Raw genomic sequence first — 16,793 nt, forward strand, 5'->3', positions numbered from 1 at the left:
CATTCCGCACTCCTCTTCACTGACGGCGCGCTCGTTGCGCTAGATTGCCCTCATGACCCGAGCCACCGCCCACGATCCTTCCTCATCCGGTGACAACCGCCTGGTGGTGGCGATTTCCTCGCGCGCACTGTTCGACCTTGGCGACAGCCACGAGCTGTTCGAGCGCGACGGCCTGGACGCCTACCGCAGCTTCCAGATCGAACACGAGGAAGAGATCCTGCAGCCGGGTGTCGCCTTTCCGCTGGTGCAGAAGCTGCTCGGCCTCAACAAGCTGGCGGGCGACGTGCCGCCGGTCGAAGTGATCCTGCTGTCGCGCAATTCCGGCGACACGGGACTGCGCATATTCAACGCCATCCAGCATTACGGGCTGGAGATCAGCCGCGCCGCGTTCACCAGCGGCGCGCCCACCTCCGACTACATCGCGCCGTTCAAGGCGGACCTGTTCCTGTCTGCCAACGCCGAGGATGTCGGGCGCGCGCTGGCCGCCGGTGTCGCGGCGGCCACGATCCTTCCCAGCACGGCGCCGCCGCGAGCCAGCGAGCAGCTGCGTATCGCCTTTGACGGCGATGCCGTGATCTTCGGCGACGAGGGCGAGCGGGTGTCGCGCGAGGAGGGACTCGACGCATTTCACCGGAACGAGCACGAGCGCGCTGCCGAACCGCTTTCTGTTGGCCCGTTCCGCGGCTTCCTCACCGCCGTGCATCGGCTGCAGGCGGCCTTCCCGGCCGAGAATTCGCCGATCCGCACCGCGCTGGTCACCGCCCGCTCAGCACCGGCGCACAAGCGGGTGATCCTCACCCTGCGCAAGTGGGGCGTGCGCATCGACGAGGCGCTGTTCCTCGGCGGCCGCGACAAGGGACCGTTTCTCGACGCATTCGGCGCCGACATCTTCTTCGACGACTCGCCGGCGAACGTGGAGTCGGCCCGCAAACACGTGGCGACCGGCCACGTGCCGCACGGCGTCAGCAATCGCTGACGCGTGCCGGCTTGCGTCGGTCAGGGCACCGGATGTCCCTTGCTGGCCGTCCAGATCGCGTACCAGTCCTCGGCATCAAGGCTGACGTCGAGCGCGGCGACCGCCTCGCGCAGGCCCTCGACGCGACCCGTGCCGGTGATCGGGTATGGCCGCGAGGGATGGCGCAGGATCCAGCCGTAGGCCAGCGTCGCAAGGCTCACGCCGAGACGCGCAGCTATGCCGGTCATTTCATCTCGCACGCGCAAGGCCTGCGCGTCGTCGCCCGCAAACAGTCGTCCGCCGGCCAGTGGCGACCAGATCATCGGGCGCAGGCCCAACTGCTGGGCCTGGTCCAGCGTACCGTCGTCCAGCGCGTGCAGCGCCAGCGGCGAGAGCTCCAGCTGGTTGGTGAGCAGCGGATGGTGCTGGTGGAGCAGGGCGAACTGGCTGGCGCTGTGGTTGGACACGCCCCAGTGCGCCACCTTCCCTTCGCGGGTGAGCGTGCGGAAGGTGTCGGCCAGTGCGGCCGCGTCCATCAGGTAGTCGGGGCGATGGATCAGCACGAGGTCGAGCCGATCGGTATGCAGGTTGACCAGGGACTGCTCCACCTGTTTCCGCACGTAGGCAGCGCCCGTGTCGTAGTGGTTCACCCGATACGGGCGATCGGCGGAGCGCAACCGGATACCGCATTTGCTCACCAGTTGCATGCGCTGGCGCAACGCGGGCGCGGCTTTTAGCGCTTCACCGAACAGGGCTTCGGCCCGGTAGTCGCCGTAGATATCCGCGTGGTCAAAGCTGGTAATGCCAAGTTCCAGCGCCTGCTCGATCCAGCGCACGCGCGCGGCGACATCAAGGTTCCAGTCCGCAATCCGCCAGAGGCCGGCGATGACGGTGGAGAGCGCAAGAGCTGGCTGTGTCATGGCGGGCGTGCGGGGCAGGGTGGGCCAGTCTGCCAACCTGCGCCATGGGCGACAAGCGTAGCTAGACCAGCTTCTGCCGACGCCACCACGGCGTGACTTGCCCCTCGCGCACAAGCGTGAACATGCCTGCGCCGAGGATCAGGGCAATGCCGATCAGCATGGGCCAGTCCAGCCGATCGCCGAACAGCCAGTAGCCAAAGCCGATCGCCCACAGCATCTGGCTGTACTGGGTAGGTGCGATGCGGTTGGCCGGGGCGAGCAGGGTGGCAAGCATCAGGAGGACGCCCGCCAACCCTTGCATCAGGCCATACCCGAGCAGCAGCAGCCAGGCATGCCAGTCCGGCCACACGAAATGCGGCAACATCAGCAGCCCGCCGATCAGCAGCGGGCCAATGACCCCGGCGCCGTAAAGACTGATGCGCTTCTCATGCTGTCCGGCCAGCCGCATGGCCACCATCGACACCGCCCCCGACAGGCCGCACAGGATGGCGGCGAAGTGGCCGAACCCGAGCTCGCGGAAGCCCGGTCGCAACACCACAAGCACGCCCACGAAGCCGGTGACCACGGCGGTCCAGCGCCGCCAGCCGACATGCTCCTTGAGAAAAACCACTGAAAGCAGGGTGACGAAGATCGGCATGAGGAAGATCAGCGCGAAGGTCTCTGCCATCGGCAGCAGGGTGAACGCGATCACCGCGGCGATGTTGCAGATGCCGCCGGTGACTGCGCGGATCCACCACAGCCCGGGGCGATTGGCGATCACCACGTCGCGCAGGCGATCACCCGGCGAGCGGATCAACGGCAGTGCGCCGAGACACAGCAGCGCACCGAAGAAGACCGTTTCATAGGCTGGCAGCGCCCCGTGCAGGGATTTCACGCAGGCATCGCTGATGGCGTAAGCCGCGTAGCAGGCAAAACCGAGGATGACGCCTTTGCGCATGGGGATCCGGCAGGGGAAACGCGGCCGGTAATTGTCCCATAGGCGGGTGCCCTGGCTGCTCCGCGGAGGTTCCGGCGGGTTCCCCGTGAGGCTGTCGCGCCAAAAAAAGAAAAAGCCCGGCAGGTTGAACCGGCCGGGCCTTGAGGTGGCGTCTATCGAACTGTCGCCGCTAAGCCTTGCTGGGCAACGATTATGGAACGTGATCCGTTCGAGCTACCGTCAAAGTTACCGTCAGGCGACTACGGTTGCCTGCCGACCGACGTTGGCATGTGGGCCACCGACTCTGCTCCACCTGACTTGTGCCGTCGGCTCTCGCCGGACGGCCATCGGATCGGTCCAGACTCGCGGGAACAATCAGTATGCGGTAAGCAGAAAGCTCCGTCGTCAGCTCGCGGCCCGGGCGGGTTTAGGTTCAAGCTGAGCAACTTCGCAATGCTAGCCCCACCGGTCTCGATTAACCTGTAAGCAGATTCAGTGCCCGTGGGGCGAAGTTGTATACGGATCTTTTGTTCCCACCTTGCCGCTGTACGGGTTCACATTTGGCTTGCTCGACCAGTTGTCGACCTTCGTATGATTTGGCTCCGTGCGGAAGCTCGGAGCAACGTAAACACCTGCCTTCGTTACATGACCGCGCACATGCACAATTGAGGAGCGTGGCGCGTGATATGCCTTCACTCTGTAGCTTCGAGGCCCCTTGGCGAAGACTGACATGCAGCAAAGTAGCAAGACGGCAACGATGAGAATTTTCATCAAATTTGCTCCATGGCGAGGGTATAGCTACAACCCGCTTCGTTTTTCAAATGCAAAAATCAGATTTTGCTACCTGCCACTTCCTTCCTTCTTGATCCGTTCCATCCTCTGCCACAGGGCCCAAGTAAGGAAAGCTCATTTCGATCAGGCTTGCTTGCCCTTGCGACCAAAAAATTACAACGTAGGTTGCTAGTCCGTTGTAGTTGAGCGTATGTGTTGACTGGTTTAGTTCACTTCCATTGACAATGGTTGCTTCGACTTTGTAGCCGGACGACCATCCGTAGTTAACGGCATATTTGGCGCAGACCGTCGCCCTCTCGCTCGCACCAGCGGAGCCCGCAAGCAATGACAACGCCACTATCGAAAACAGCGTAAAGGCCTTCATGCCATTACTCCCCTTGAGTAAAGCGTCATTCCTAACCCAAATTCTGAACCTGCAAAGACTTATCGTCTAGCGTCCACGCTGCTGACGGAGATCAGTGGCCACAACTCAGCGCGGGAGCCTGCTCGCCACGTCTCTCCGATCTTGCTCGCAGCACCATGATCCGCAAAGGATTTTCCGGGCTGCCTTCCTTACAACTTGCCTGCACTTCATTGTTTTTTATTCCGGAACCTCGCCAGCACTATCCAACACCAGCGCATCAATCACACTGGAATAGTCGCCCCGCCGCGCACCTATGACACGTAGGGCTTCGTCGCTGGGGTAGTAGTCGATTCGAGCATACATAGCGCGGCGGTCGCGCTGCTGCTCCAGCTTTCTGGCCTTGCGCCACGCTTGCCACTCAGCATAGTCACTGGCACTCAAGACCGCTTGTCCGGGTTCCCAACTCATTGCCTCACCTCCTCCCCATGGGCCCGCCACCATGCAGCCGTCTGTTTTTCCTGCCGTCGATAGGCCCAGCGACGAAACGGCACCACGTACAGCGCGCAGGTGCCCACGTCGAACCGACGCACGTCACGCGGGCGATTGTTCCAGCCGGGCGAGCGATCAGCAGCAGCCAGCGCCGCCAGTGCGTCCGGGGGTAGTCTGGTCTTTCCGGTCATCATGGTTTTTCCTCGGTGCCGATAGCCTTGGAAGCTCTCAAGCGCCTAAAGCTGTTCATCTATTTAAGTGTGCTGTTTTGACACTTGGGCCCGTGTGCTGTTTTGACACTTGGGCGAGGTATTTGTCGGGGATTGCGTACATGGCTGGCGTCCTGCCCGTCTGCCCGTTGCGTGACTCGGCCGTCAGGATCAGGAAGCCGGCGGAAACGGCGCGGCGCAGGTAGGCATAGAACCGCCTGCTGGTGTCGATGCCGTGCTGGCCCTTGAAGTCAGACCACGGCACGCAAAGGCTTCCATTGTTGAAACCATCGAACCGCCGATAGAACGCCAACACGATGGCGCAGGAGGCGGCGGGCAGCATTAGCCACTCTGGCGCGTCCAGCAAAGCGTGCGGCAATTGTGCAAAGCCCTGCGAGCCGCAGGCGCTCGCGTTGCGGGCGATGGTGTCCACCTCGTTGGCGCACAGTGGGGGACGGCAACGTGCGGCGTTGATGCGTTGCAGACGGTCGCTCACGCCTTCCGCTGGTATGCCCTTGCGCACCAGACCGCATGCAAGATCGAACAGCGTGCTGTTCCGCTCGCCTTCGGGGATCGTGTCCGCCAGCTTGCGTGCTGGTGTGATGCAAGCGCGTGCTGACGCATCGTTTGATGCTTCGCCGGAACCCAACCATGCCGCGATGGCCGCATACGGATACGGCGGCCTGCCGTGCTGTTCGATGATGCGTGACGAGAACGGCGCGCTCTTGTTGTGCAAGAAGCCCGGCAGACGCATAACGCGCGGCAAGTCGCACACCGTCGGGTCACTGGCGAACCGCGACGCTATCGCCTGCTGCATCGGCTTGAATTGTTCCAGCGGCACACCGTCGGCCAGCCAGTACGCATGCCAGCGTCCGGGCGATGACTCCACGACGATATGGGGCGTCAGCTCCGTGGCGCGAACAGGCGCCAGCGGGGAGCCGTCCAGATCGGCAAACACGGCGCGGATAGCCTGCACATTGCTGGCCTTGCGCGCGGTGCCGTCACCCGCGTTCACCATGACAAAAACACCGGCGCCCTGCTGATTCAATCGGGACAGCGCAGCGCCGTGCTTGTTTAGGTCACCGTGAAATACGCGGATCAGGTGCTTGCGTTTACGGCCGCTGTCATCGAGGGTCTGAAACGTGAAACGGGAACCCAGCGCCGATAAGAACGCGCGTGCCGTCTCCAGATCAATGGCGGGGCTGGCCCATTTTTCAGCGGCTCCCATCGCTACCTCCGATGGCGCTGGAATTGCCGTAAAGGGGGGCTGCTGAGTGCCTGCTAATACCCTCTGGCATCAGATCCACTTTCCGTTCTATGCGCGCCAGCAGCGCCATGATTGCGTCTACACGGTGCGCAGCCTCGGCCGCGTCGGGTTCGGGATCGTCGGTTGCACCGGCATAGTCGCGCAGGTGACCTTGGGCATCGTCCATGGCCATTGCGGCCAGGTGAAGTGGGCCCGTGTAGATCGGGCTTTGCGAGTCGAGCCGGTTCATGCCGCCGCCTCGATCAATGCGCGGATATCCTCGACGCGCCATGCGGTAATGCGGCCACCAAGCGCGCGGGTCGGTTGCGGATAGCGGCCAGATCGGACGCCGGCCCAGAACGTCGATTTACTAACCGGAATGATTGCCGGGATGGCTGGCGCGTTGTCAGTCGCGGGTTTGCCGACTATCTGCCAGATGCGCAGGTATCCGGTCTCGGGGAGTGCGTGCATTGCGGTCTAGCCTCGTGTCGTTGGGAACGAGGTCAGCCTAGGAAGTGCGCCGCGTGTCTTGCCGCTATAGCGGTTTCGTCATCCTCTATAGCGGATTCGTATCCGGCTCCAAAGCGCGCGATTCCTCCAGTAGCCTGCGGATTGCGGCCTCTTTGGGAGTGTTAAACCCCAACGTCTCCAGCTCCCGCTCCACAACGCCACTGGCTCCGCGCACTGGAAGCCCTGCCATCGCATCCAATGCGCGAAGTATCCGCAACAGCGTGTTGCGTTCGCGCCCGTCAAACGGCTTTTTCTTGGGCGGCTTATCCTCGCCGACCTCAGGCCATCCACCGGGTTCAAGGAAGAAGAAGAATGCGCCGCCCCGAAGCTGGCTTGGCAATGCCTTTTCAAGCCATGCCCGAAAGACGGCTTGATCTACTTCTGGCTCGATGTAGTCGGTCGAATGGTGCCGCCTCGCTTTGCGATTCAACCAGCCATTGGCAGGTTTAAGCTCGCCCGTCTCTAAAGCAGTTTCGGCGGCTCTGAGTAGCGGGGTAAACGTCCGTGGGTGTGGCGTTCCAAAAACCGGGGTGCGGCCGACGGCCAGGCTCACTGCATCTTCCAGTTTCAGCGGATTGACGAGTAACCACGCCAGCAACTCATCCGTTTCAGTCGGCTCGCCTGCCATACGCACACCTCTGCGCCCTTCAAAGGTGCCGCGCCAGCCGGGGAAGGTGCCCGGTTTTCGGGGATCAGCCTAGGCGCGGCTTTCAACGGTTTTCGGTCAGCTTGCCTTGCGCGTCATCGGTAGGACGTTGCCCCCAACCTTCAATGTGTCCAAGTAGTCCGCCCATGCCGCCATCATGTTGCGGCGTTCGGCAAGGTGCGCGGTGCGGTTGTAAGCGCGACCGTTTGGGTCTTTGACGGCGTGGGCTAACTGGTGCTCGATGTAGTCCGGGCGGAAGTGCAGCACTTCGTCTAGAACCGTGCGCGCCATTGCTCGAAAGCCGTGGCCGCTCATTTCGCCGGTGCCGTAGCCCATTCGGCGGAGCGCCGACAGCACCGCGTTGTTGCTCATGGGGCGCTGCGGACTGCGCGCGCTTGGGAACACATAGCGCCCCCGGCCAGTGAGGGCCTGCAGCTCGCGCAGGATTTCGACGGCCTGCGGAGCTAGTGGCACAAGGTGCGGCTCGCGCATCTTCATTTTCTCGGCTGGGATGTTCCATTGCGCCGTGTCCAGGTCGAACTCGGCCCACTCTGCTTGCCGCAGCTCGCCGGGGCGCACGAACAGCAGCGGCGCAAGCTTCAGCGCGCACTTGGTCACCAGTGAGCCTTGGTAAGCGTCCATGGCGCGCAGCAGGCCGCCGATGGCGTGCGGGTCGGTGATGGCGGCCAGATGGGTCTGCTTGACCGGGGGCAGGGCGCCCTTCAGGTCGGCAACGGGGTTGCGCTCCGCGCGGCCGGTGGCGATGGCATAGCGCATTACCTGCCCACAGTTCTGCAGCACGCGATGCGCCGACTCGACCGCGCCGCGATCCACGATGCGGTTCACCGTGGCCAAAAACTCCTTGGCCGCTATGTCGGCAATCGGCCGACTGCCCAGCCATGGGAAAATGTCGTTTTCCATCCGCAGCATGATCCGGCTGGCGTGCAGCTCCACCCAGGTGGCGGATTGCTTGGCATGCCACTCGCGCGCGATCACTTCAAAGCTGTTCGCCGCCCGTTCCTCGCCGGCGCTCTTTGCGGCCTTCCGCTGCTGCCCGGGGTCGACGCCTGCGGCCAACAACTTGCGCGCTGTGTCGCGCTTCTCGCGGGCGTCCTTCAGGCCGGTATCGGGGTAGGTGCCCATGCTCAGGGTCTTGCGCTTACCGTCAAAGCGGTAGTCAAAGCGCCACCAGCGCGAGCCGTTGGGGTTCAGCAGCAGATACAGCCCGCCGCCGTCGGCCATCTTGATCGGCTTGGCACCGGGCTTGGCGGAGCGTATGGCGGTATCGGCGAGCGGCATGACGGTAACACCCAGGCCAGAAGGGCCATCTACCGCCAAAGCTACCGTCAGTTACCGTCGGATTGCAACGGACTAGGTTGGACGTCTTTGGGCACAAAAAAGGCCGGAACCTTTGCTTTTGCTAGGTTTACCGGCCTTCGTTGGACTTCTTTGGAGCTTGAAATGGTGGAGGTGGCGGGAGTCGAACCCGCGTCCGAAGGTGTTCAACGCCTGAATCTACATGCGTAGCTCAACGTTCGATCTCGTTCCGCGACAAGCACGATGAGCAAAGCGCACCGCGAAACCAGCCTGCTTGATTTGACCTAGGACCGACAGGCGGCAGTCTTTGGCGATCCCGTGATAATGACCCTACACCGACGAGCACGAGCACAAGTGGGTTCGGGGCTTACGCCTTAAGCGGCGAGAGCGTAGTTGTCGTCGTTGGCAACTATAAGTTTGCTGCTGGATTAACGAGGAAAGCTGCCCCCTCGGCATGCATCAAGCCATCTCACTACCCCCGTCGAAGCCAGGACACCCCCGGGGAAACTTGTGACAGCCAATGAAGTATATGGTGTCGGCTTTGCGCACATCAATGAAGGCTTCGCGCCAGCGGTGCAAGAACGCACCTGCGGTTCAGCCGACGCGCCCATCAACCTTGGCGATTGTGTGCGTTCATCGTGCGCTGCTTTTCGCGTTGCCAGTCGCGCTCTTTCTCGGTGTCGCGCTTGTCGTGCTCCTGCTTGCCGCGCGCCACGCCGACCTCGACCTTCACCTTGTTGCCCTTCCAGTACATCGCGGTGGGCACGATGGTGTAGCCCTTGCGCTCGACCGCGCCGATCAGCTGGTCGATCTCATGTTTGTGCAGCAACAGCTTGCGGGTGCGACGGTCCTCGGCAATGACGTGGGTGGAGGCGCTGATCAGTGGCGGAATGGACGCGCCATGCAGGAAGATCTCGCCGTCACGGATCATGGCGAAGCTCTCGCCGAAATTGATGCGCCCTGCGCGCAGCGCCTTCAGCTCCCACCCCTGCAGGGCGATGCCCGCCTCGTAGCGTTGGTCGATGTGGTACTCGAAGCGTGCGCGCTTGTTGAGCGCGATGGTGCCGCCGCCCTTGGTGTCCTTGTCCTTGCTTTTGGCCATGTCCGCTAGACTTCCGGGCTGTTGCCCTGTGCCGGCTTGGCCGCATATCGGGCCGTACCTGGATGTTTTTTTGAAGAGGCTACCGTGATCGAGATTCGCCGCAGCGCGCTGGTGCCGTATACGCCCGCGCAGATGTTCGATCTGGTCAACGATGTCGAAGCATACCCAAAGCGCTTTGCCTGGTGTTCCGGTTCGCAGGTTTTCGAGCGCGGCGAGAACATGCTGGTGGCGCGGCTCGATCTCAAGATGGTGGGCTTCAACCAGAGCTTCACCACCCGCAACACGCTCGATCGCCCGCATCGCCTGCAGATGAGCCTGGTCGATGGCCCGTTCCGCAGCCTGGAAGGCTTGTGGTCGTTTACCGCGCTCGGCGACAGCGGATGCAAGATCGAATTCGCGCTGGACATCGACTACGCCGGATGGCTCGGCGCCGGCGCGGTGAAGCTCGGGTTCCAGGGGCTCGCCAGCCGCATGGTCGAGGACTTCAGCCGCGAGGCGAAGCGGGCCTATGGCTGAGCCGCAGGTCGAGATCGAGATCGTGTGGCCCCGACCGGAAGGGCCTCGTTCCTGGCGACTGCGGCTGCCGGCCGGTTCGACGGCAGCCGATGCATTGGCCACGGTGGTGCTGGCCGAGGGTTGGTCGCAGGACCCGTTCGAGGGATCGCCGCTGGGCGTGTTTTCCCGTCGAATCGAGCCGGCCTATGTCCTGCAAGGCGGCGACCGGCTGGAAATCTACCGATCGCTGCAGGTCGATCCGAAAGACGCCCGCCGCCGACGGGCGTCGCGCTCGCGCTGAGCAGCGCGAGCGCCCGGCACGCAGGTAGCGATCATTTGTCCGAGGGCTTGTCCCCGGCGCCAGCGTCCGACGGCGACTCGCTCTTGTCTCCGCGGGTTTCGTCGACGGGGTAGTTCACCTTGTATTTCTTCGTGTCGTTCAACAGCTGCTGGGCGTCTTGGGCAAAGAAGTCGCCTTCGGTGCGCACCAGCGTGTCGTTGTTGAAGGTGAGGGTGAAGGTGCGAACCTTGATCTCGCCGCCGCGATGCTGCTGGGTGGAGACGTAGTCCCAGCGATCCTGCTCGAACGGGCTGGCCACCGAGGGCGAGCCCATGAGCACGAGGACCTGGCGCTTCGTCATGCCTGGCTTGAGTTGCGCAACCGCTTCCTTGGTCAGGATGTTGCCCTGCTGCACGTCGGGGGTATACACAAGGCGGCAACTGGCCAGGGACAGCGCCAGCGTGGCGAAACCCAGCGTGCGAATCAGCTTTTGCATGCGTGTTGCGTCCCGAACGTAAAGGTGGTGGATGATACACTAACGGTCTTGCGGTACCGCGCGTGGAGCTTGCAATGGATCAGGAAACCCGGGAGCTGCGCAAGGCAGGACTCAAGGTCACGCACCCGCGCATGCGCATCCTGCAGATCTTCGAGGAAGAGGGAGTCCAGCACCTCTCCGCCGAGGACATCTATCGGAAACTGCTCGCCTCCCAGGAAGACATCGGGCTCGCCACCGTCTACCGAGTGCTGACCCAGTTCGAGGCCGCCGGCATTCTGATGAAGCACAATTTCGAAGGTGGTCAGGCGGTCTATGAACTTGATCGCGGCAAGCACCACGATCACATGATCGATGTGGACAGCGGAAAGGTGATCGAGTTCGTCAGCGAGGAGATCGAGCGTCTGCAGAAGGAGATTGCCGCCCGGCATGGTTACGAGCTGGAAGACCACAGCCTCGTGCTTTACGTGCGTCCCAAGGGCAGCCGGAAATAACCCGCTCCGCCGGTTCACGGCGGGCCGACGACGGGTCGCCTCCAACCTGCCACTGAAGTACAGACGAAAAAAAGCCGCAGGAGGACTCCTGTCCACCCACGGCTTATCCGTTACCTGGTGGCGTCCGGATCGTAGGCGAATTGCTCGCGCTGATCCGAAACGCCGTTGGTACCGGCCGAGCAGCAGTCCTTGCCACCCTTCGAAGCCACCGTCCCCACGGTGACTTCGGCACGCCATCTTGCAATGGCGGCTCCCCCACATCGATGGATTCGATCCTAACGAACCCTTCACGAACCGTGTATCGGAAAAATTCCTAGGCCGTGCGCGCGCTGAGGGTGGATTTCGGAGGCGGGGCGTTGTTGCCGCGCAGCAAAATGCGCAGGTGAACCCCCGAAGGGGACTGCCGCAGGCGGAACAGTCCACCCAGCGACGTCACCCGATCACGCATGCCTTGCAGGCCCCGCCCGCCGCGGGGCACCGTGCCGGGCAGGCCAATGCCGTCGTCACGTATGTCCAGCAAAGCCAGCGGGGTGCCGTGGCGTTCCCCGATGCGCAGCCGGAGCCGGAAATGGCTTGCCTGTGCATGTTTGACGGTATTCGTAGCGCTTTCCTGCACAAGACGGTAGATCGCCGTGCGCGTGTCGTCATCAAGCAGCCGGGGATCGCCATACATGTCCGTCATGTAGGCGATGCCCGCTGTGTCCAGCAGGTCGCGGATCGGTCCTTCCTCAAGCGCCCGCAACAGGCCGAATTCATCCAGCACGGCCGGGCGAAGGTCATCCAGCAACCGGTGCAAGGCGCGTCGCATGTGGCCGAGGATGGTGTTGACCGAATGGCCCACATCTTCCATGCCGACCGCCTTCAGGCGCCCCTGCGCGAGCTTGATGTGGGTCTGGATGGCGGTGATGTTCTGCCCCAGCTCGTCGTGGAGTTCGGCGGCCATGTAGCGTCGCTGGCTTTCCTCGGCCTGCAGGTTGCCACGCGCGGCATCGCGCAGCTGGCGGGCAAGCTGGTCGAGTCGTCGGTTCACCGCGGCCAGGTAGACGTTCTGCTCGGCGACCCGTTCGCTGCTGCGGCGCAAGGCGTCGGTCGCCGAGCCGAGCATCAGCGCGCCTGTGCCTGCTACCGCAAGGAACAGGTAGCCGGAGGCGCTGGGCATCGATTGGCCGACCACGTAGTCCACCAGGCTCATGCCCATGCTGGTGGTGACCATGGCGAGGCTGGCGCCGCGCCAGCCATGGCGGAAGGCGAAGAACATCACCGGGGCGAGTGAAAGCACGCGCGCAAACTGGGGTTGTGGCGCGGCGTGCTCGGAAAGCATCAGCAGGATCGCCATCGACGGCAGCATGACCAGCAGGCCATCCATGATCAGATGGGCCAGCATCCGGCGACTTGGGCGGGCTCGTGCCAGCATGATCATCACCGGGACGATCAGCAGCACGCCCAGATAGTTGCTCAGCAGGTCCAGTCCGAGCGCTTCCACCATCGGGCTGGAGGGGGTGGTCTGGTGCATCAGTGCCAGCAGCGCCGCATCGATGGCGGTAGTGGCCGTCACGATCAGCACGGCCGACAGGAGCAGGCGCGTCACGTCCTCCGGAACGCGCAGGCTTGGGTGCAGGTTGGCCTTGCGCAACAGCCACAGTCCGGTGGCCACGATCAGCGGATCAGGCAGGTCTCCCAAAAGAAAGCCGAGCCAGCCCATCGCGGCGTCGCGGTGGATTTCCAGCGCCGCGCTGGCACCCAGCTCCAGGCCCAGCAGCCATGGCCACTGGCGTGTGGGGGTGAGCAGCAGGGCGCCGAAGCGCAGCCCGAAGGGAAGCATCCAGTAGGGTTGCTCGGTGGGCCACAGCGCCAGCCAGGCGAGCAGGTAGCACGCGCCCAGAAACGGGCCGGAAGTGAGGAGACGGGTGGTCTGGATCCGCATCGGGGCATGTTACATGTGCGATGCTTCGGCAGGATGAGGAGGCCGCACCGCGGTCGAGGGAGAGGCATGTACAGCATCGTTCTGGTCGATGACCACGCCATCGTGCGCGAGGGATTCAAGCGCCTGATCGAGATGGAGCCGGATCTGGAAGTGGTCGCGGAATGCCGCTGCGCGGACGATGCGGTCGACGCGATCAACCGGCGTTCGCCGGACCTGGTGGCGCTGGACCTGTCTCTGCCCGACGGCAGCGGCCTGCCGTTGATCGAACACCTGCTGAGCGTCTCTCCTTCCAGCCGCATCGTGGTGCTGAGCATGCACGACGGCGAGCCTTACGTGTCCGAGGCGCTGCGTCGTGGAGCGAGCGGCTACGTGACCAAGGGCGTGGCGCCGGAGGAACTGGTGGCCGGGCTTCGCGCCGTGATGAACGGGGAGTGCTATCTCAGCTCCGATCTGCGCCGGCGCCGCGCCGAGCGGCCAGCCGAAGCGCTCGATCCGATCCAGCGCCTGACCGCCCGCGAGCGCGAAGTCTTCCTGCTGCTGGCAGCCGGGCGGGCCCCCAAGCAGGTGGCCGCCGAACTGGGTATTGGCCAGAAGACCGTCTACATCCACCGCGCCAGCCTGATGGGCAAGCTGGGCGCCGGTTCGGAGCTCGATCTTTACCGCATGGCCGCCGAGCGCGGTTTGCTGGAAGGCCCCGGCTGAGCTCAGCCCGCCTGCGCGCGCTCGAGCATCTGCTTGGCGTGGGCGCGGGTCGCCTGGGTGATCTCCACGCCGCCGAGCATGCGGGCCAGCTCGGCCCGGCGGCCGGCCGCGTCGAGCGCTTCGATGCGCGTGTGGGTGGAAGCCTCGTCGCTGTGCTTGCTGACCAGCAGGTGGGCATGTCCCTGTGCTGCCACCTGCGGCAGATGGGTCACGCACAGCACCTGTCGCATCGCGCCCAGTGAACGCAGCTTCTGCCCGACCACTTCGGCCACGGCGCCGCCGATGCCAGTGTCGACCTCGTCGAAGACCATGGTGCCCACACTGTCCTTGCCCAATGTAGCCACCTCGATGGCGAGGCTGATGCGGGCCAGTTCGCCGCCGGAGGCCACCTTGCGCAGTGGACGCGGCGGCTGGCCGGGATTGGCGCTGACCAGCAGCTCGCAGCGCTCGTGCCCTTGCGGGTCCGGCTCATTGTCGCCCCCGGGCTCCAGTTCGATCCGGAGCACGCCGCCGGCCATGCCGAGCTCGCCCATCAGGGTGCTGACCTCGCTGCCGAGGCGTTCGGCGGCGGCTAGGCGTTGCCGGCTCAAGCGCTCCGCGGCCGTCGCATATTCGCTTTGCAGCCGCGTCTGTCGCGCCGCCAATGCTTCCAGCGCTTCGCCCGCACCTTCGAGCTCGGTCAGCTCCTCGCGCATGGACTGCAGCTTGTCGTGAAGTTCGGCCGGTGGCAGGCGATGGCGGCGACCGAGTTCGTGCAGGCGGGTGAGGTGGGCGTCCACCTGGGCGAAGCGATCCGGGTCGAGATCCACATCCTGCGCGTAGCGCGCCAGGTCATCGGAAGCTTCGCCGAGCTGGATGCCGGCGTTGTCGACCAGCTCCAGCAGCGGGTTGAGCCGCTCATCCAGCGCGGCCAGCCGGGTCAGCTCCGCATGCGCCCGGCCCAGGGCACGGCGCAGGGCAAACTCGCTGTCTCCATCGATCAGTTCGACCACGCCGGAAGCGCCTTCGGCCAACCGCCCGGCGTTCGCCAGGCGCTTGTGCGAGGCTTCCAGCTCGACCAGCTCGGCCGGCGGAAGCGCCCACTTTTCCAGTTCGCCGACCTCGTGGCGCAGCAGTTCCAGGCGCTTGTCGCGATCGTCGCCGCCGCTGAGCTTGCGGATGCGCGCACCGAGCTCGCGCCACTGCACCGCCAGCTCGCGGACCTGGCCCAGCGTCTCCTCATTGCCGGCATAGGCGTCCAGCAGGGTCATCTGGTGCGCACGCGACAGCAACGCCTGATGCTCGTGCTGGCCGTGGATTTCCACCAGCAGGGTGGCCAACTCACCGAGCTGGCTGGCGTTGGCCGGGCGCCCGTTGATCCATGCGCGCGAGCTGCCTTCGGCGCGGATCACGCGGCGCAGCTGGCAGGCGCCGCCGTCGTCCAGTTCCTCGCGCTGCAGCCAGGCATGCGCCTCGGGCAGGTCGCCCAGCTCGAATTCCGCGGCCAGCTCGGCGCGGTCACTGCCGGCACGCACCATGCCGCTGTCGGCGCGTGACCCGGCCAGCAGCATGAGCGCGTCGACCAGCAGCGACTTGCCGGCCCCGGTTTCTCCGCTGACCACGGTCAATCCGGGGCCGAAGGTGATCTCGGCTTCTTCAACGACGGCGAAATGTCGGACGTAAAGCGAAGTGAGCATGGTGACCGGGTGTCTGGCGAATATATGGATTGTAGGGAGCATGGCCGGTGCCGGCGAGGTCCCGCCGTGCGACCGGGCCGCCCGGCGTGGTCGGCTTGCAAAGCGGGGCGCTAAACCTTATTTCTTGCCTGTCTCACGGATTGCCACAGCGCATGCCTCTTCTCCATGGTCACGAACTCGATGCACGCGCCCGTCGGCTGCTGCGCACGCTCATTGCGCAGTACCTGGTGGATGGCGAGCCGGTGGGCTCGCGCACGTTGTCGCGCTCGTCGGGCCTGGATGTAAGCCCCGCCACCATCCGCAACATCATGGCCGATCTCGAGGAAGCGGGGCTGGTGGTGTCGCCGCATACCTCGGCCGGGCGCATCCCCACGCCGCGCGGTCTGCGCCTGTTCGTCGACAGCCTGATCGAGCTGCAGCCGCTGGCCCGCGACGACATGGCGCGCCTCAAGCGCGAGCTGCCGCCGCAGCCGTCGACCACGCGCGATCTGCTCGGCAACGTGTCCTCGCTGCTGTCGGCGATGACCCATTTCGCCGGCGTCGTCAGCGTGCCGCGGCAAGGCGATTTCCCGTTGCGCCACATCGATTTCGTCGCGTTGCCGGATGCCCAGGTGCTGGTGGTGCTGGTGTTTTCCGACAACCAGGTGCAGAACCGCATCGTCCGCCTGGCCAAGCCGCTGGACACGCGCGAGCTGGAGCAGGCGGCCAACTACCTCAACGCCCACTTCGCCGGCCTGCGGCTGGACGATATCCGCGCCCACCTCCTGCGCGAGATCCGCGAGGCGGGCAGCGAGCTCAACCGGCTGCTGGCCAGCTCGGTCGAGCTGGCCGCGGCCTCGTTCGTGCCCCATGCCGAAGGCGAGGACGTACTGGTCAGCGGCCAGACAAACCTCATGGCGTACTCGGAGCTGGCCGATCTGGACCGCCTGCGCGAGCTGTTCGAGGCCTTCCAGAAGAAGAGCGAGCTGCTCCAGCTGATGGAAGTGTGTGCCCGCGCGCCGGGCGTGCGGCTGTTCATCGGTGAGGAGTCGGGCTTTACCGCGCTGGATGGCTGCAGTGTGGTCACCGCCAGCTACGGCGCCCAGGGCAGGGTGCTTGGGGCGATCGGGGTGATCGGTCCGACCCGCATGGCCTATGAGCGGGTGATCCCCGTGGTGCAGGCCACTGCCGGATTGCTCAGCGACGCCTTGAATCGGGCCGCGACGACCCTATAACCGCCCCCGGGAGGCGGGATTCCCCGCGCATATCGACGGTCGGCAGATCTTGCCGGCCAAGGTTTTCTGT

21 protein-coding genes and 1 other RNA gene are annotated in these 16,793 nt (G+C 64.4%); 6 read left to right on the top strand and 16 right to left on the bottom strand.

Annotated elements, in window-relative coordinates:
* Positions 1–52 precede the first annotated feature (52 nt).
* Positions 53–976, top strand: coding sequence for a 5'-nucleotidase (locus ISP17_RS17090; RefSeq protein ID WP_404635290.1), 924 nt, complete (start codon positions 53–55; stop codon positions 974–976).
* Between the two features lie 20 nt (positions 977–996).
* On the opposite strand, the gene ISP17_RS17095 is transcribed toward ISP17_RS17090, so the two are convergent.
* From ISP17_RS17095 to smpB, 13 genes are all read right to left on the bottom strand, one after another.
* Positions 997–1,875 carry an aldo/keto reductase gene (locus ISP17_RS17095; RefSeq protein ID WP_404635292.1) on the bottom strand — a complete coding sequence of 293 codons (879 nt, stop codon included), beginning with the start codon at positions 1,873–1,875 and terminating at the stop codon, positions 997–999.
* Positions 1,876–1,936: 61 nt separating this feature from the next.
* Positions 1,937–2,812, bottom strand: coding sequence for a DMT family transporter (locus ISP17_RS17100; protein WP_404635294.1), 876 nt, complete (start codon positions 2,810–2,812; stop codon positions 1,937–1,939).
* A 471-nt stretch (positions 2,813–3,283) separates the two neighbouring features.
* Entirely contained in the window at positions 3,284–3,562 is a 279-nt protein-coding gene (locus ISP17_RS17105) for a hypothetical protein (RefSeq protein ID WP_404635296.1), read from the bottom strand.
* Between the two features lie 46 nt (positions 3,563–3,608).
* On the bottom strand, positions 3,609–3,947 hold the full coding sequence (locus ISP17_RS17110; protein ID WP_404635298.1) for a hypothetical protein: 339 nt from the start codon (positions 3,945–3,947) through the stop codon (positions 3,609–3,611).
* A 216-nt stretch (positions 3,948–4,163) separates the two neighbouring features.
* Positions 4,164–4,394, bottom strand: coding sequence for a hypothetical protein (locus tag ISP17_RS17115; protein ID WP_404635300.1), 231 nt, complete (start codon positions 4,392–4,394; stop codon positions 4,164–4,166).
* Positions 4,391–4,609, bottom strand: coding sequence for a hypothetical protein (locus ISP17_RS17120; RefSeq protein ID WP_404635302.1), 219 nt, complete (start codon positions 4,607–4,609; stop codon positions 4,391–4,393). Before ISP17_RS17120 ends, ISP17_RS17115 begins: the two co-directional genes overlap by 4 nt.
* 52 nt (positions 4,610–4,661) lie before the next feature.
* Positions 4,662–5,852, bottom strand: a complete 1,191-nt coding sequence (locus tag ISP17_RS17125; protein ID WP_404635304.1) for a DNA-primase RepB domain-containing protein — start codon at positions 5,850–5,852, stop codon at positions 4,662–4,664.
* On the bottom strand, positions 5,839–6,120 hold the full coding sequence (locus tag ISP17_RS17130; protein WP_404635306.1) for a hypothetical protein: 282 nt from the start codon (positions 6,118–6,120) through the stop codon (positions 5,839–5,841). Before ISP17_RS17130 ends, ISP17_RS17125 begins: the two co-directional genes overlap by 14 nt.
* Positions 6,117–6,341, bottom strand: a complete 225-nt coding sequence (locus ISP17_RS17135) for a helix-turn-helix transcriptional regulator (RefSeq protein WP_404635308.1) — start codon at positions 6,339–6,341, stop codon at positions 6,117–6,119. Before ISP17_RS17135 ends, ISP17_RS17130 begins: the two co-directional genes overlap by 4 nt.
* Positions 6,342–6,426: 85 nt before the next feature.
* A complete protein-coding gene (locus tag ISP17_RS17140) occupies positions 6,427–7,008 on the bottom strand; it encodes a hypothetical protein (protein WP_404635310.1) in 582 nt (193 codons plus the stop codon).
* A gap of 96 nt (positions 7,009–7,104) precedes the next feature.
* Complete coding sequence (locus ISP17_RS17145; RefSeq protein WP_404635312.1) at positions 7,105–8,325, bottom strand: tyrosine-type recombinase/integrase; 1,221 nt, start codon at positions 8,323–8,325, stop codon at positions 7,105–7,107.
* Between the two features lie 163 nt (positions 8,326–8,488).
* Positions 8,489–8,843: a transfer-messenger RNA gene (ssrA, locus tag ISP17_RS17150) on the bottom strand.
* A gap of 110 nt (positions 8,844–8,953) precedes the next feature.
* A complete protein-coding gene (gene smpB, locus ISP17_RS17155; RefSeq protein ID WP_404635314.1) occupies positions 8,954–9,445 on the bottom strand; it encodes an SsrA-binding protein SmpB in 492 nt (163 codons plus the stop codon).
* Positions 9,446–9,529: 84 nt separating this feature from the next.
* Between smpB and ISP17_RS17160 the strand changes: the two genes are divergently transcribed.
* Positions 9,530–9,961 carry a type II toxin-antitoxin system RatA family toxin gene (locus ISP17_RS17160; RefSeq protein WP_404635316.1) on the top strand — a complete coding sequence of 144 codons (432 nt, stop codon included), beginning with the start codon at positions 9,530–9,532 and terminating at the stop codon, positions 9,959–9,961.
* Positions 9,954–10,241: an RnfH family protein gene (locus ISP17_RS17165; protein ID WP_404635318.1), complete on the top strand. Its 288-nt coding sequence runs from the start codon at positions 9,954–9,956 to the stop codon at positions 10,239–10,241. Before ISP17_RS17160 ends, ISP17_RS17165 begins: the two co-directional genes overlap by 8 nt.
* 31 nt (positions 10,242–10,272) lie before the next feature.
* On the opposite strand, the gene ISP17_RS17170 is transcribed toward ISP17_RS17165, so the two are convergent.
* On the bottom strand, positions 10,273–10,716 hold the full coding sequence (locus ISP17_RS17170; protein ID WP_404635320.1) for an outer membrane protein assembly factor BamE: 444 nt from the start codon (positions 10,714–10,716) through the stop codon (positions 10,273–10,275).
* Between the two features lie 74 nt (positions 10,717–10,790).
* Between ISP17_RS17170 and fur the strand changes: the two genes are divergently transcribed.
* Positions 10,791–11,207 (top strand): ferric iron uptake transcriptional regulator, encoded by a 417-nt coding sequence (gene fur, locus ISP17_RS17175; RefSeq protein ID WP_404635322.1) that lies wholly within the window; start codon positions 10,791–10,793, stop codon positions 11,205–11,207.
* 313 nt (positions 11,208–11,520) lie between these two features.
* On the opposite strand, the gene ISP17_RS17180 is transcribed toward fur, so the two are convergent.
* Positions 11,521–13,131, bottom strand: a complete 1,611-nt coding sequence (locus tag ISP17_RS17180; protein WP_404635324.1) for an MASE1 domain-containing sensor histidine kinase — start codon at positions 13,129–13,131, stop codon at positions 11,521–11,523.
* A gap of 66 nt (positions 13,132–13,197) precedes the next feature.
* Between ISP17_RS17180 and ISP17_RS17185 the strand changes: the two genes are divergently transcribed.
* Complete coding sequence (locus ISP17_RS17185) at positions 13,198–13,833, top strand: response regulator transcription factor (protein WP_404635326.1); 636 nt, start codon at positions 13,198–13,200, stop codon at positions 13,831–13,833.
* Positions 13,834–13,835: 2 nt separating this feature from the next.
* Here the strand turns inward: ISP17_RS17185 and recN are convergent, their stop codons facing one another.
* The gene (gene recN, locus ISP17_RS17190) at positions 13,836–15,509 is read right to left on the bottom strand and encodes a DNA repair protein RecN (protein ID WP_404635328.1); all 1,674 of its coding nucleotides are present in this window, start codon (positions 15,507–15,509) and stop codon (positions 13,836–13,838) included.
* 152 nt (positions 15,510–15,661) lie between these two features.
* Between recN and hrcA the strand changes: the two genes are divergently transcribed.
* Entirely contained in the window at positions 15,662–16,723 is a 1,062-nt protein-coding gene (hrcA, locus tag ISP17_RS17195) for a heat-inducible transcriptional repressor HrcA (RefSeq protein WP_404635330.1), read from the top strand.
* The last annotated feature ends 70 nt before the right edge of the window (positions 16,724–16,793 follow it).

This window comes from Dyella ginsengisoli (genome assembly GCF_044904665.1).
GTDB classification, from domain to species: domain Bacteria; phylum Pseudomonadota; class Gammaproteobacteria; order Xanthomonadales; family Rhodanobacteraceae; genus Dyella_A; species Dyella_A ginsengisoli.

Excerpts from the sequence above, each read along its gene's own strand:
- ISP17_RS17090 (WP_404635290.1), top strand. The coding sequence starts at position 53 with ATGACCCGAGCCACCGCCCACGATCCTTCCTCATCCGGTGACAACCGC.
- ISP17_RS17095 (WP_404635292.1), bottom strand. The coding sequence starts at position 1,875 with ATGACACAGCCAGCTCTTGCGCTCTCCACCGTCATCGCCGGCCTCTGG.
- ISP17_RS17100 (WP_404635294.1), bottom strand. The coding sequence starts at position 2,812 with ATGCGCAAAGGCGTCATCCTCGGTTTTGCCTGCTACGCGGCTTACGCC.
- ISP17_RS17105 (WP_404635296.1), bottom strand. The coding sequence starts at position 3,562 with ATGAAAATTCTCATCGTTGCCGTCTTGCTACTTTGCTGCATGTCAGTC.
- ISP17_RS17110 (WP_404635298.1), bottom strand. The coding sequence starts at position 3,947 with ATGAAGGCCTTTACGCTGTTTTCGATAGTGGCGTTGTCATTGCTTGCG.
- ISP17_RS17115 (WP_404635300.1), bottom strand. The coding sequence starts at position 4,394 with ATGAGTTGGGAACCCGGACAAGCGGTCTTGAGTGCCAGTGACTATGCT.
- ISP17_RS17120 (WP_404635302.1), bottom strand. The coding sequence starts at position 4,609 with ATGATGACCGGAAAGACCAGACTACCCCCGGACGCACTGGCGGCGCTG.
- ISP17_RS17125 (WP_404635304.1), bottom strand. The coding sequence starts at position 5,852 with ATGGGAGCCGCTGAAAAATGGGCCAGCCCCGCCATTGATCTGGAGACG.
- ISP17_RS17130 (WP_404635306.1), bottom strand. The coding sequence starts at position 6,120 with ATGAACCGGCTCGACTCGCAAAGCCCGATCTACACGGGCCCACTTCAC.
- ISP17_RS17135 (WP_404635308.1), bottom strand. The coding sequence starts at position 6,341 with ATGCACGCACTCCCCGAGACCGGATACCTGCGCATCTGGCAGATAGTC.
- ISP17_RS17140 (WP_404635310.1), bottom strand. The coding sequence starts at position 7,008 with ATGGCAGGCGAGCCGACTGAAACGGATGAGTTGCTGGCGTGGTTACTC.
- ISP17_RS17145 (WP_404635312.1), bottom strand. The coding sequence starts at position 8,325 with ATGCCGCTCGCCGATACCGCCATACGCTCCGCCAAGCCCGGTGCCAAG.
- smpB (WP_404635314.1), bottom strand. The coding sequence starts at position 9,445 with ATGGCCAAAAGCAAGGACAAGGACACCAAGGGCGGCGGCACCATCGCG.
- ISP17_RS17165 (WP_404635318.1), top strand. The coding sequence starts at position 9,954 with ATGGCTGAGCCGCAGGTCGAGATCGAGATCGTGTGGCCCCGACCGGAA.
- ISP17_RS17170 (WP_404635320.1), bottom strand. The coding sequence starts at position 10,716 with ATGCAAAAGCTGATTCGCACGCTGGGTTTCGCCACGCTGGCGCTGTCC.
- fur (WP_404635322.1), top strand. The coding sequence starts at position 10,791 with ATGGATCAGGAAACCCGGGAGCTGCGCAAGGCAGGACTCAAGGTCACG.
- ISP17_RS17180 (WP_404635324.1), bottom strand. The coding sequence starts at position 13,131 with ATGCGGATCCAGACCACCCGTCTCCTCACTTCCGGCCCGTTTCTGGGC.
- ISP17_RS17185 (WP_404635326.1), top strand. The coding sequence starts at position 13,198 with ATGTACAGCATCGTTCTGGTCGATGACCACGCCATCGTGCGCGAGGGA.
- recN (WP_404635328.1), bottom strand. The coding sequence starts at position 15,509 with ATGCTCACTTCGCTTTACGTCCGACATTTCGCCGTCGTTGAAGAAGCC.
- hrcA (WP_404635330.1), top strand. The coding sequence starts at position 15,662 with ATGCCTCTTCTCCATGGTCACGAACTCGATGCACGCGCCCGTCGGCTG.